Here is a 14166-nt window from a genome sequence, read left to right on the forward strand (position 1 = left end):
ATTTTCTTCATTCCTAAGCATGTCCTATGCAATCATAGTAAGAACCATACCAAGCAACATTAAGAAAGTATTATGATCTACTCAACCACTGAAACCCTACCCGGACATGAAATTAAAGAGATACTCGGAGTGGTTACCGGCAACGTTGTCCAATCCAAGCATATTGGTCGTGATGTTATGGCTGGCTTAAAGAGTATCGTTGGCGGCGAGATAAGAGGCTATACAGAAATGTTATCCGAAGCCAGAAATAAGGCCCTTCAGCGGTTGATTGATAGTGCCCAGCAGAAAGGAGCCGATGCTGTAGTAGGCATCCGATTTTCTACAAGTGCCATTATGGAAGGGTCTTGTGAAATGATGGTCTTTGGGACTGCTGTCAAACTAAGGAAGTGATTAGCCCCAAACCACATCCTCTACTTTTTAAGCTTTTGTGACAGACTTGATGAAATATAGCTCTAACTGTTAATTAGCTTCAATTCAGGGGTACGAGGCTCCGAAATTAAATTCAATGGAGCCTCTAATTTATAACCACTTTGAAGAATCTAAATAGTCAAATTGCAACTATGGGCAAATTAAGCGTTAACTGATATTGAAGTAATTACAGGCGCTTTCTTATATCATCCAAAACCCACTCCAGCGGTTTATCTATCCCCTTATTATAACTTTGCCAGTCCTGCTTGATCATTACATCCGGTTGTACACCCTCTGTATAAACATCCTGGAACCTATAATTACGCTTCGAATAGGTTATAACCCAGTCGGAGTTAGGCAAAGAGAACTGGTCCATATCCTGATAACCAACAGGGTTCCCACCGGAAGGCTCTCCCACTAACTTGGCATTCAGAATTTGACGATATTGAGCCGCATTACTCATCGCTGCTGAATAGGTCTTACCGCCTATCAGTGTATAAACACCGTGATCCCAATCAATACTATCAACAAGGACCAGCCTCCAGGCTAAAGTCAGACCGACAAAGAAATCACCCCCGCCATTCTCCCTGAAATCAATAATCAGATTTTTCACATTATTTTTCTTTAAGAACTTTTCAGCATCAACTGCAAAGTCCTCCATATCTGAAAAACTTGGATAGCTTTTGAAGTATATATAAGCGGTTTGCGTATCTATATCAGCGGACATCCAGAGGTTAGATGATTCTTCGACCCTCTTTGACTTGAAGGGAGTGGTCTTTGGAAAAAGATGGTGAGTAATTTTAGAGTGGTAATTTCCCATAGACAAAGAAGACACCGATACAGTTTTCTCCCGACCAGAGTCGTCTGTAAATGTATAGACCGCTTTCTTAGTACTAGCTGAAATACCTGCTCCCTCGAGAACTTGTGCAACATTTATTTGAAAAGCTCTCCTTATTTTTAATGAATGCCCATTCTCAACCCCCTGCACAATAGGTGATAGTCGATCAATAATGGCATCTATGGGTGTACCGTTAATAGCGATTAATTTATGACCCAGTAACTGCCGGTAGGATTCATCGGTAGCGATCAGGCGAAGATCCCCATCAAACTCTAAGAATTGAAAAGGGTAAAGCTCTATATCCTGACTCCAAAAAGCAAGCTGAGTATGGCCATCCCCGATCATCCGGCTGATTTTCATCAATTCAACCATCACTTGATTTTCAGAAAGATTTGGCAAGTCGGATTTTAGTAGCAATAGTTTATCAGTGAGTTCTTCCTTAGAAACGTTATGGTAAAGATTTATATGATTCCTCTCTAACTCTTGATGGAAGTAATCAATATCTTCAACCCAGTCACCTGTATTTGAGATTGCTGATGCCTCGGCAGACAGTATTAGGCACAATCCAAGGTTTATCCATCTCAAGAACTTGACTAACACTCCCTCTCCTCCCTGATATCTTTTAACCAAATGAGAAATAGTCATGATCCACTCCATTTCACTTTATTATTTTGCAAAGGAAATGCAGTATACTCCCCTAGAGAGCAGAAAAGTGGGTTGATATAACATATAAGTACCCCTTCCCCGAGTGGTACAAGGGTGCCGCAGGATAGCCTATACGCTATTACCAACTAATGCAGTTTTACTCTCAAGATAGTTTTAAAGCTACTAAAGATCGATGCAGCTTTCCACTTACTGAAAGATCCCTCATGACAAGCCTAATTAAATATTTTTTCCTTTCTTTCCAGTTAACATTAGCACCTGCAGTAACAGCAATAACCATTCGTGATGATGTAAGTGACTCAGAATACCGTATAGATGCTTCTGAATTCCCAGCGCTTGTAGATTTACCGGGAGAGGGACATGGAGTACTTATCACCCCAAAATGGATTATTACAGCTGCGCATGCCATTACTTGGCAACATTGCATTGAGGAAGTCGTCATTAATGGCACTCCCAGAGAGATCGACAAATTAGTGATACACCCTGGCTACAAGAAGACACCTCAAAGGATGATTGATGAGGCACTAGAAACGGGAGATGCCAGTGAAATTGAAGCATTATTGGCCACATCAGATGATATCGCCTTAATCAAGCTTTCTCAGCCTGTCGCTGATGCTAATCCGGTGGGAATTTACCGTGAGAATGATGAGCAAGGACAAATAGTAAAGCTGATCGGAAAAGGAGCAACGGGTACAGCTGATCTCGGTCATGACCCCAAAGGCCCAAATCGAACAGAACTCCGCAGAGCATTTAACATAATCTCATCAACTCAAAGTCGTTGGCTTGGCTATGAATTTGATCAGGCCCCGGATGCATTACCACTTGAAGGCATGACGACGAATGGTGACAGTGGCTGTCCGGTATTAATTGAAGTTGACGGCCAGTGGTTACTCGCAGGTCTAACGTCCTGGAAGCATGCTGAAGACGTCGATATACGAACCTTCCGCCCCGGCACCTATGGACAGACTTCCTATTCCATTCGCTTAAGTCATTATGTAAGCTGGATTGACACAATGATTTCTAATCACTCATCTATTCAGCAATCTGTCAAAGCAGAATCTGACGGTTCATCAACTAAGTAACAATCCCTTTTTCTCCAAATCCAACCGCATGAGTTACCCGAGAAAATATAATGTACAAATTAATACCTTTCATCCTGTTAACTTTTTTAACTTCCTATGTATATGCCAGTTCCGCTGAGGACAACACCAAAATACGCAGAGCCGTACTCGACTACATTGAGTCACAACAAAAAGTTGAACCAGACCTAATGGAAAGAGGTTTAGATACGAAACTAGCCAAGAGAACCTACTGGAAATCCAAAGACGGCTCAGAATTCATCATGGAGACAGACTATGAAACTATGGTTTGGTTAGCCGAAAACTACAATAAGGAAGGCGATAAATTTACAGAGTCCTCCAAAATTGATATCAACATACTTGATATTGACAACCGGGTAGCCTCGGTAAAGCTTACTGTCGATGATTGGATTGATTATATGCATTTATATAAGAATGAAAAAAATGACTGGAAGATCATCAACGTTCTTTGGCAGTATCACGATACAAAACGGCACGTTAGCAAAAAATGATTTAGCATTCTGCTCTGCAGTTCTATGCGTAAGCATTGTTTATGTGGGTTTCGGTCTGGCATTCAGTATAGCCTTTGAAGTGTGCCAAGCTCGAGCCTGTGCCCACTCACAACATAAAAGGAGCACCAAATTGAAGAGGATCACCCTCGCCCTACTATTCTTACTAGCAGCCATTGCCTGTTATAAATTTGATGTACCTGTTGGCGGGGCCTTTTTTCTCGCTTTTGGTATTGTTTTTTTGAGAGGATCTACTGGATAAATCTGTTCAAATGCAAAAGAATGTCAGCCTAATAGCTAGTATCTAGGAATTTCCACCTAGGAATATAGGCGTTGACAGCTTAATCAATCCTCAACAATCCCACTTGCGCCCCCCCTACTAGCACTATCGAACCACATTCTCCTCTCACCGATACCTCCTTGGCTACAAATCCCAGCTCTGCTGATCCTCATTACCAAAGCTCAATACCCTTACTAACTCACATTGAGCAATACGAAAGCTTGAGACAACTTTCAAGACCAACTAAATTGTCCGCCACTTCATTCCACCAATTAGGAAATAGCCATGCTCCCTCACCGCTTACCGCGTTGGATTGCGGTCACTCTTCTCTGCCTTGTTGCTGTAGCCTGCACGCCAGAGAATCCGGAAAAGCCGGGCGAGACCTCTGCAGTTGTGGCATCTACGCATGGCCCACTCAAAAGCGGTGATGAAAAATCAACGGAGGAAATACCCCTATTGGTCTCTGCCACCAAGAATGGTGGTAAAGAGGCTAGCAGTGAGACTGGATCGACAACTTCCAATACCAAATCCATAAGCAGGTCCAGTGAAGAAGCTCCTTCCCAGGCTGCGACTTCCAACAAAGACACGATGCCGGTGGTTGCGGGTTCAACGGAGCGTGCTCTTACGGTGCTTCATATAGGAGAGCGGGTCTATATGGATGCACGAGCTATTGCGGTGATCTTCTCCGAACCCCTGCTGGGGAATACCCATTTTGGTTCCTACATGACCCTCTCCCGCGAAGATGGTGAAAATGTCGATGGGGGCTGGGTTTTATCTGACAACCAGAAGACTCTTTACTTCACTAACATCGAGCCGAATACCCGCTACCGAGTAGCGATAAACCCCGGCCTACCCAGTGAGGATGGATTCCAACTACAGAAGTTGAAGAAGGAAACAGTTCACACGCGGCGTATCGAACCCAGTATCAGTTTCACAAGTAACGGCAGTATATTTCCGTCTACGGTAACACCTGGCTTGCCGGTGACTGCCGTCAGTATCGAAGCAGTGCAAATCCATTTTCACAGGGTAAAGCCTGAACACTATTCCGACTTCTTTAGCCTGGTCAACAATCAGTCCCTGAAGTATTACTACCAGCTAAGAACACTGAACAATGTTGCCGAGTTAGTCTACAGTGCACATTTTGACCTTACTCAGGAAAAATATGTTCAACGGGATTTCGATCTCTCCATCGGCCATATTGAGCCTCTAAAGCAGCCAGGCATTTATGTTGCAGTCATGCAACCGGCCGGTGTGTACAACACCAACCTTTTCGATGTCACCCACTTCTCTATTTCCAACTTAGGCCTCCATGCCCGTTACTACCCGGAAAGCGTTGACCTCTATGTTTCTTCTCTGGACGAAGGGGAAGCATTGAAAGGCATCCAGGTGGAGTTACTGGACAACAAAGGAAGACTGATCAAGCAGCAGACGACCTCTAAAGAAGGGCATGTTCGTTTTCTGCTCAGCCAGGAGCAGGAGAACTCCCAGCGCTTCTTTGTTGCGCGAGACCCAGATACAGGCTATTTCTCTCTGTTAGATTTGCGCGAACCGGCGCTGGACCTGTCGGACTTTAAGCTGGGCCAACGCCCTTCCAGGCCGATGGAGTTCTTTATGTACGGTCCCCGGGACTTGTACCGTCCCACAGAATCCATACAGGTTAGCGGCCTGCTACGCAATTACGACGGGCGCTATTTAAAAGACCTACCGATCAAGGCGGACTTGATCAAGCCAGATAACACCAGTGCCCGTACATTCACCTGGCACGCCAGCGCGCCTGGATACTACGAGAAGCTCCTTCCCCTACCTCAAAATGCTCCGACGGGTGACTGGCGCCTGGAAGTTGAGTTGGCCGATGGACGCAAAGTGAATTACCCGTTCAAGGTAGAGGAGTTCCTGCCTGAGCGTATGAAGTTGGTATTACAAGACGGTGAAGAGCGCAGCCTGGTCCAGGGGCACGCTAAATCTTTGGAACTGGAAGTTGAGGGTAGTTATCTGTACGGCGCTCCGGCAGCGAATAACCGCTTGGAAACTTTGGTGCAAGTCGGCCACTACCGGGAACCCTTCCCTCAATGGAAAGGGTTTTTGTTTGGTGACGCCACTGAGCGATTGCCCGCACGTCAATTTAATGCCCCCACTATTGAGTTGGATGACAAAGGGCTTGGCAAGTTGCCATTGCGGTCCCGTTGGAGTCGCGCGAATAGCCCGCTAAAAATCAATCTGGTTTCCAGCCTGTTCGAGTCCGGCGGTCGCCCGGTAACTCGGCAGCATCCCGTTCTGGTTTGGCCAGAGCATCCAGTAGTCGGCATTCGCCCGAACTTTGGCAAGGAGAATCCCTCGGCCAATAGCCGACCGGAATTCGATATTGTCGTAGCCGATGCACAGGGTGAACCGGTCACAGGCCGCAATCTCAGTGCGGTATTAATCTCAGAGGATCGCCAATATTTTTGGGAGTACTCCGCTAGCCAGGGTTGGCACTATGAATACTCCACTGCCGAGTTCGAGTCTTTCAGCCGCCAACTGCAATTTAATGAAGAGACTCCCCTGAAACTCACGGTGCCTGTGGATTATGGCCACTACCGTTTGGAAATTACCGATACTAATAGCGGAGCCACCAGCAGCCTGCGCTTCCATGCTGGGCGCGACTGGTATTACTGGTGGCGTAAGGACCAAGTAGCGAAAGGCCAGGCGGCCCGCCCGGATACCGTGGCTTTATCTTTAGATAAACCCAAATACGCATCTGGAGATTTAGCGCAGCTCACTATAGTGCCACCGGCAGACGGAGAAGCGCTGGTGTTGGTAGAGAGCGATCGATTGCTGTGGTCTGAGCGTGTATCGGTAGAGAAATCGGGCACCAAGGTTGAAATCCCCATTTCAGCAGACTGGGACAGTCACGATACCTATATTTCCGTAACTGCACTGCGTCCGGCGGATAAGAACGAACGTATCGCCCCTAATCGCGCTTTCGGACTGGCTCACTTGCCACTGGACCGGGAAGCCCGGCGCTTGCCGGTGCGCCTGGAAGCCCCGGCACGCGCCCTGCCCGGCTCAGAGATAGAGGTCACCGTAATCACGGATCTGGATTCCATCGGCAAAAATGGCGGCACGGCCTGGACCACCTTGGCAGCGGTAGATGTGGGCGTGCTCAATATCACCCGCTTTGAAACACCAGATCCCTTTGAAGCCTTTTTCGGCCAGCGCCGCTATGGTGTCGATGTCCGCGATATCTATCACCGCATTATTGAGTCTGGTAATGGCAAGCTGTTGGAGCAACGCTTCGGTGGAGATGCTGAACTGGCGCGTGGTGGAGAAGAGCCTAATTCCGATGTGCAAATAGTTTCACTATTTTCCGGCCCGGTGGAATTTGATCAACAAGGCAAAGCCAAAGTTTCCCTTCAGCTGCCGGAATTCAATGGCAGCCTGCGCCTAATGGCGGTGTCATTCAGTAAAGAGGGGTTTGGCAGTGCTGAAGGAGAACTGACTGTAGCCTCCCCATTAGTGACCCAAGCTGCCCTACCCCGTTTTATGTCTCCCGGAGATACCAGCACACTGGCGCTTGACCTGAACAACCTGAGCGGCCGCACGCAAAAACTGACTGTAGAAATGCGTTCTGTGGGCGCTGTGGATATGGAAATGGGAGAGCGTTTGTTAGAGCTGGCCGCCGGCGAGCGCAAAACTTTGCGATTCCCCATAACCGCCAAAGACGCCACTGGTGAAGCAGAATTCCAGCTGGTTATCCGTGGTGCGTTAGATGAAGATGGCCAAGCTATTTCCATTGAACGCCAGTGGAGCCTGGGTGTTCGCCCAGCCTGGCCCGCCACCACGCACACCCAGCGCCGCCTGCTGGGCCAAGACGAAAGCTTCAGTATTGATACGGCTTTCCTCGATTCACTGATGCCGGATACAGTGCAGGCGCTGGTCTCCCTGGATAGCCGCCCGCAATTGCAACTGCAGGATCATCTGGCAAGCTTGCTGGGTTATCCCTACGGATGCCTGGAGCAAACTTCCAGCCGCGTTTACCCATTAGTAATGGCAACGCCACTACAACAAGAAAAATTGGGCATCGAACCTCTGGACGAGAGTGAGCGTGCGAAACGTATTGATGCCGGCATCGAGCGCATCTTTAGTATGCAAAAAGGCAACGGTGGTTTCGGCCTGTGGAGCTCGGAATCTCCGGAGAACCAATGGCTCACGGCTTATGTGGCCGACTTGTTACTGCGCGCTCGGGACCAGGGTATTGTGTTCGATAATGCACGCCTGGAGTCCACCCTAAAGCGCCTGCAAGAATATGCCCGCGAACGCGGTAGCTTCTATCAGCAGCGTTACAGTAGTGATCCTGACTTTTACGCTTATGCTGCCCGCTCCTATGCCGCCTATGTGTTGTCCCGTGTACAAAAAATATCGCTCGGCCAATTGCGTAGCCTGTATGAAAACGGCAGTACTATGACCCAGTCGCCCCTGCCGCACTTACACATGGCAATTGCATTGCACGCGATGGGCGATACCGCTCTAGCTCAGGAAGCCTTACAAAAAGCCCTCTCCATTGAACGCAAACGTCGCGATTACTACGGCGATTATGGTTCCGATCTGCGCGATACTGCACTGATGATTTCCCTATTGCTGGAACACGATTTAGCTACCGACAAAGCCGAAGGATTGCTGTTTGAAATGGTGAATCTACTCCGCGAACGCACGTACCTAAGTACGCAGGAACGTAACAGCGTGTTTATGGCCGGCGCGCAGTTGCAGCTGAATAGTGGTGAGAACTGGTCTGCCTCTCTGAGTACCGATGATGGCTTGCGAGAATTAAATCGCAACACCCCATATAACACCCTCTTCCGAGGCCGTGAGGCTGCTGAAGCTATTGAGGTAACCAGCCAAATAGAGAAACTTTTCGCTGCTATAAACACCAATGGCTACAGCAAACAGGCTCCCGCAGAGGTGATGGATAAGGGCGTTAAGGTCAGGCGCAGCTACCACAAACTAGACGGTTCGAGTGTGGTGCCGACTCAGGTACGTGAAGGTGAACTCTATCTGGTGCGCCTGCAAATCGACGCGGACCGACGCCTACCCGACCTTCTCGCAGTGGACCTGCTGCCCGCAGGGCTCGAACTGGAAAACCAGAACCTAGCCGATAGTATCAAAGTGGATGAGATTGAGTTCGACGGCAAGAGCATCGCTCAATGGCAGAACGAACAGGACAATGTTCAACACGTGGAATTCCGTGATGACCGCTTTGTAGCAGCGCTGGATCAATCGGAATGGAAAACCACCAATCTCTTCTACATTGCCCGAGCAGTAACTCCCGGTCGCTACCAAGTACCTCCTCCTTTTGTGGAGGATATGTACAATCCTGAACGCTTTTCCATTGGCAAGAACCCAATGGAGCAAGTGCAGGTAATCGGCAAGCAGTGAAACTGTTGGTCACTTCAACAGCCCGATGGAAAAACAGCAGTCGCGTATTTCGCGCGCTGCTGCTCTCCCCTTTCTTTCTTTTGGGTTCACTCTTAGGCCTGGATACTATTTTTCCTCCGCCTTTACCTGCAGCGCATGGTTTTGCCCGGGTAGTGGCCGATCGCCATGGCAAGCCGTTGCGCTTCTTTGCCGATAATCGCGGAATATGGCGTTACCCCATCACTCGAGATGAGGTATCGCCGCGATTTATCGAGGCACTGCTCACCTATGAAGATCGCCATTTCTATCAGCACCCTGGAATCAATCCCCTTGCTCTCGTTCGTGCGGCCGGCCAATACCTTCGCAATGGACATGTGATCTCCGGTGGCTCCACCCTGACCATGCAGGTAGCGCGCCTGCTAGATCCACATCACAGAACTTTAACCGGTAAAACCAAACAAATGTTGCGTGCCCTGCAGCTGGAGTGGCATTTCAGCAAGCGGGAAATTCTCGATCTCTACCTTAACCTCGCACCCTACGGCGGTAACATAGAAGGCGTGGAAGCCGCCAGCCGTTTATACCTACGCAAATCGGCTGCCGACCTTACCCACGCCGAAGCAGCGCTTCTGGCAGTATTGCCCCAAGCTCCAAGTCGCCTGCGCCCCGATCGACACCCACATCGCGCTCAGAAAGCGAGAGACAAAGTACTGACCAGGTTGCAGACCTACGGCGTTTGGAGCAAAGACGAAATCGAGCGCGCGCAGCTAGAAAACGTCTATGCCGAGCGCCTGGAATTCCCACAGAACGCGCCGCATCTATCGCGCAGACTGGTAGAAACCATCAGTGATAAAGAGGTGATCCACACCACTATCGACGGCAATATTCAGAGAGGGCTGGAGGATTATCTACGTGATCATATGGAGAGCTATCCGCATAAAACTTCTGCCGCTGTTGTAGTGCTGGAGAACTCCGATTTATCTGTACGTGCCTATTTGGGTGCCTCCCATTTCGGCGACGGGCGCCGATATGGCTATGTGGATATGGGAAGAGCCATACGCTCGCCCGGTTCCACTCTCAAACCATTTCTGTATGGGCTGGCAATCGATGGAGACCTGATCCACAGCGCCTCCTTACTCAGTGATGCACCTCGCATTTATGGAGATTACCGCCCAGAGAATTTCCACCGTGGCTTTTCCGGCCCGGTCAGTGCTACTGCCGCTTTGCAACGCTCTCTCAATGTCCCAGCTGTACAATTACTGGAGCACTACGGCCCCGGTCGATTCGCAGCAACATTGGAAAATGCCGGCCTCTCACTGCAATTCCCCAGCGGCGGTAAACCCAATCTGGCGATGATATTAGGTGGCGTAGGTGCCCGTCTGGACCAACTCACCGGAATTTATGCAGCCCTCGCTCGCGGTGGACTCGCTGCAGCACCCCGCTATTTACCAGAAACCCCACTGAGAGAGAGACATCTGATGTCCCCGGAGGCCGCCTGGATCACATTCGAAATGCTGGCTTCCAATCGCAGTGGCTCGCGCCGCTGGCGCAATCTGGTAAGGCAAACCAAAGCAGATATTGCCTGGAAAACCGGCACCAGCTACGGCTACCGCGATGCCTGGGCGATTGGTGTAACTCCCGGTTATACCGTAGGTGTTTGGATAGGCCGCCCAGATGGCACCCCTCTACCCGGCTACTATGGCTCCATCAGTGCTACACCGCTATTAAACGCAGTGATTGCAGCACTGCCAGGCAACAAACAGCAGCGCCTGGCAAGACCAGAATCAATTGCTAAAATCGAAATCTGCTGGCCCCTAGGAGGTCAAAAATCGTTAACACAAGCAGAACACTGCCACCAAGAACGCCATGCCTGGCTGATTCATGGCCGAGCACCCAGAACTCTACCGCCGAAAAGCGAGCCCTTGCATGCTGCGCAAACATACCGCTTCTTTATCAACCAACAGGGGTTACGTGTTAAACCCAGCTGTATGGACTCCTCGGCTGAAAAGCGAAGCATTGCCCTGTGGCCTAAAGAGCTGGAATCCTGGCTGCCTGCTAACCAGACTCGGGCCCAACAAATTCCACGGACAGCACCCGAGTGTAACGCCCCAACCGCAACTTCAGGTACTCCATTAAAAATTGTCGGTGCCGGCAATGGCAATCAATACCGCCCAACTGGCAACAATGCTCCTTTACCACGATTAAATCTCAGTGCGATTGGTGGGCAAGGAAAACGCTACTGGTTCGTCAATGGCGAACCAAAAGGGGAAACTTTAGGGACTCAAAATCTTGAACTCTCACCGCAGAATGGCCAGCATCAAATTGCCGTGCTGGATGAGAGTGGAAATCTGGATCGGATTGAAATATACGTAGGGATTAACGATTAAATGACACATTATCGATATGGACAAAGATAAAAGCTATCGCAGAGCTCATGAACTCCAAACTTCTGGGAAGCTTTCTCAAGCTCTTCAGCTGTATTCACAGTTAACGGCCTCGTCTAATGACCCAAGATATTTCATCGCTTATGGTATGTGCCTTCAAGATTTAAACCATTGGAAACAATCCATAGCGGTTTTAAAAAGAGCTATTGATCTAAAGCCCAGCTACTGCCTACCAGATGCACAACTTTCTCTGGCGATAGCTTACATTAAGACAAATCGAAAAAAAGAGGCAATAAAGCTACTGAGTCTTTGTGCAGCAAGGGCTCCTGAATACCCAAGTTACGACACGATTCCTAATAAAGCCAAGGAGCTGCTTAAGGAATGTAAATAACAAGCCAAAGTGATGGACGATTGAAAAAGGTCCAATCCTATTTTTTCAGCCGGGATAAAATTTTATGACACAATGAGGTCAAGTCCTGTTGCTCTTCAGCCGTTAATCTGACCTTGCAGGCCATATCTTCAAGTATATGAGAGGTTTTCTGCTTTAGATTGCGCCCTTTTTGGGTGAGGACAATCACTTTGGCCCGCTCGTCCACGCTGGACTTTTGCCTCTCGATAAACTCTTTTGCCTCTAACCGTTTCAGCACTTGAGTCAAGGTGCCTGCATCCAGGTACGTCTGGTGGCTTAGCTCTTTGATAAAAACAGAGTCCTCATTCCAAAGGCTCATCATCACCAGAAACTGCGGGTAGGTAAGATCAAACTGATCAAGCTCCGGCCTGTATTCACGCACCATAGAGTTGGCTGTTGAATATAAGGCAAAACACACCAACTCTTGGAGATTGAACTCTTTTAGGGTCATCTTGATTGCTCACTGAACATACCAATATATTATGCGCGCAAAATACTTGACGGTAAACCCGATCTTAAACAACAATACTTTGCGCGCAAAGTATTGTTGTTTAAATTGGAGGAGTATTACGATGGATATAGTCAATTTTTCTGGTGTCAGGTCTAGTAACTGGAAAAAAATTGAAGCAAGGGAGGTTGCTCCCGGCATATTCGAGAGGAGTCTATGGAGAGAGGAAGCAGGAAGCTGGGTGTCTGTCTTCGAGTTTCTACCTGGAGCCAGATACCCAGGTGTGGAAATACATATTGACGGCGCAGAACAAATTTTTGTGATTTCCGGGGTCTTTAATGATGGTAGAGACGATCATCCTGAGGGGTCATTTATTCACAACCCCATTGGTTCAGCACATATTCCCCAGTCAGAAGCAGGATGTATTATCTTGTTGAAATTCCAGGCGGCTTAAAATTTTCCTACCGTCTTGGGGCCCTATTCCTGGCATAGGGCACCCGAGATGCAGTCATTTACACCCGTCCCTCTATCCCCTTCTGCCAACTCAAATGTTTTAACAATTCTTTAGAACTTACACAGCTAATTTTTATATGCTAATTTTTACTTTCACCCTATTCATTACTCAAACTCCCAGGTATTACTTTGAAATTAGTATCCCCTTCAGCAAACTATGAGGCTAGTTATCGACAATATATAGAGGAACTGGGAAATGAAGAGCGCTATCCCTTTCCTATGGATTTTGATCATGCAGACTTCGAAGCTCTCATCCAAAAGCTCAGTAACTTTGCACAGGGTAAAAACCTACCGGAAGGCTTTGTCCCAAGTTCTACACTATGGCTTGTTGATGAAACTGAAATCGTAGGCGTCACCAATATTCGCCACTATCTGAACGATAGAATTACCCACTGCGGTGGGCATATTGGTTTGGGGATCAGACCCAAGTATAGAGGCAAAGGATACGGTAAACTCCTGATGAAACTCTCGATCCAGCGGCTTCAAGAAATGAGTGAAGGGCCAGTTCATATACACTGCCACAAAGAAAACTCAGCTTCTGCCAATACAATTAAGGCATGTGGTGGATTATTGGATTCTGAGATCGAAGCAGATGGGAAAATTGTACAAAGATACCTTGTAAAGCCAGGCGATTAATTCCTACAGGAAATTCACGAACCTTAGGTTTAACCAATCAATACGCTAATCTGTCTCCCCAGGGATAGCACCTAACGTAGATTAGGTGCTTGGTTAAGAATATCGAAGTATGAATGGAAAAATGAATCGATTTACTTATAGAAGCTTATTCTGTATCAGTCTCACACTCTCCAGCAATCTTGCAAGCGCGGAAACTTATCAGTGGGTCAATCAAAACGGGCATGCTAGCTTCTCGGATAAAAAACCGTCAGCCATATCAGCTAATCCCCTTAAAAGCACCGTTAAGAAAAAGAAAAAGCAAGAGCGTAGCAAAGCAGAAATCCAGCAGGTTTTTGATAAACACAAGGGGCAGCTTTTTCGTTTATACCTAAATGCGCGCAAACAAGACCCAGACCTTGAAGGCGGAGCGGAATTCATTATCGATATTGAGCCTAGTGGCGAAGTCGCCAATATCGCACTGGCCAGCTCCAGCCTCGATTCCAAGCCGTTTACCGATCAGTTAATGGCCAAAATTCAGCAATTTAACTTCGGGGCTAGCAACACACAAAGAACAACGATTCTCTACCCAATTCATTTTTTACCCGCCCAATAACGGCCAATTGACTTTGTGA

At 48.1% G+C, this 14166-nt stretch carries 11 protein-coding genes; 9 read left to right on the top strand and 2 right to left on the bottom strand.

Translation table 11 applies throughout. The annotated features are described in order from the left end of the window. Window positions 1-72: 72 nt before the first annotated feature. Entirely contained in the window at window positions 73-390 is a 318-nt protein-coding gene (locus tag FIU95_RS10310) for a heavy metal-binding domain-containing protein (RefSeq protein ID WP_152453690.1), read from the top strand. 205 nt (window positions 391-595) lie between these two features. On the opposite strand, the gene FIU95_RS10315 is transcribed toward FIU95_RS10310, so the two are convergent. Next, window positions 596-1891 carry a S41 family peptidase gene (locus FIU95_RS10315; protein ID WP_172975375.1) on the bottom strand — a complete coding sequence of 432 codons (1296 nt, stop codon included), beginning with the start codon at window positions 1889-1891 and terminating at the stop codon, window positions 596-598. Between the two features lie 224 nt (window positions 1892-2115). Between FIU95_RS10315 and FIU95_RS10320 the strand changes: the two genes are divergently transcribed. The 5 genes from FIU95_RS10320 (at window position 2116) to FIU95_RS10340 (ending at window position 11940) form a co-directional block, all read left to right on the top strand. Continuing rightward, window positions 2116-2991 (top strand): trypsin-like serine protease, encoded by an 876-nt coding sequence (locus tag FIU95_RS10320; RefSeq protein WP_152453692.1) that lies wholly within the window; start codon window positions 2116-2118, stop codon window positions 2989-2991. Between the two features lie 50 nt (window positions 2992-3041). Next, complete coding sequence (locus FIU95_RS10325) at window positions 3042-3500, top strand: nuclear transport factor 2 family protein (protein WP_152453693.1); 459 nt, start codon at window positions 3042-3044, stop codon at window positions 3498-3500. Window positions 3501-4062: 562 nt separating this feature from the next. Then, on the top strand, window positions 4063-9189 hold the full coding sequence (locus FIU95_RS10330) for an alpha-2-macroglobulin (RefSeq protein ID WP_152453694.1): 5127 nt from the start codon (window positions 4063-4065) through the stop codon (window positions 9187-9189). Next, window positions 9186-11552, top strand: coding sequence for a penicillin-binding protein 1C (pbpC, locus tag FIU95_RS10335; RefSeq protein ID WP_216646231.1), 2367 nt, complete (start codon window positions 9186-9188; stop codon window positions 11550-11552). Before FIU95_RS10330 ends, pbpC begins: the two co-directional genes overlap by 4 nt. A gap of 16 nt (window positions 11553-11568) precedes the next feature. Further along, window positions 11569-11940, top strand: a complete 372-nt coding sequence (locus FIU95_RS10340; RefSeq protein ID WP_152453695.1) for a tetratricopeptide repeat protein — start codon at window positions 11569-11571, stop codon at window positions 11938-11940. Window positions 11941-11977: 37 nt separating this feature from the next. Here the strand turns inward: FIU95_RS10340 and FIU95_RS10345 are convergent, their stop codons facing one another. Then, entirely contained in the window at window positions 11978-12343 is a 366-nt protein-coding gene (locus FIU95_RS10345) for a MarR family winged helix-turn-helix transcriptional regulator (protein ID WP_216646232.1), read from the bottom strand. Between the two features lie 187 nt (window positions 12344-12530). Between FIU95_RS10345 and FIU95_RS10350 the strand changes: the two genes are divergently transcribed. The 3 genes from FIU95_RS10350 to FIU95_RS10360 all read left to right on the top strand — a co-directional run bounded on the left by FIU95_RS10350 (window position 12531) and on the right by FIU95_RS10360 (window position 14147). Then, entirely contained in the window at window positions 12531-12860 is a 330-nt protein-coding gene (locus FIU95_RS10350) for a cupin domain-containing protein (protein ID WP_152453697.1), read from the top strand. Window positions 12861-13048: 188 nt separating this feature from the next. After that, on the top strand, window positions 13049-13555 hold the full coding sequence (locus tag FIU95_RS10355) for a GNAT family N-acetyltransferase (protein WP_152453698.1): 507 nt from the start codon (window positions 13049-13051) through the stop codon (window positions 13553-13555). Window positions 13556-13664: 109 nt separating this feature from the next. After that, on the top strand, window positions 13665-14147 hold the full coding sequence (locus FIU95_RS10360; RefSeq protein WP_152453699.1) for an AgmX/PglI C-terminal domain-containing protein: 483 nt from the start codon (window positions 13665-13667) through the stop codon (window positions 14145-14147). Window positions 14148-14166: the final 19 nt, after the last annotated feature.

The organism is Microbulbifer sp. THAF38, from assembly GCF_009363535.1.
Taxonomy (GTDB): domain Bacteria; phylum Pseudomonadota; class Gammaproteobacteria; order Pseudomonadales; family Cellvibrionaceae; genus Microbulbifer.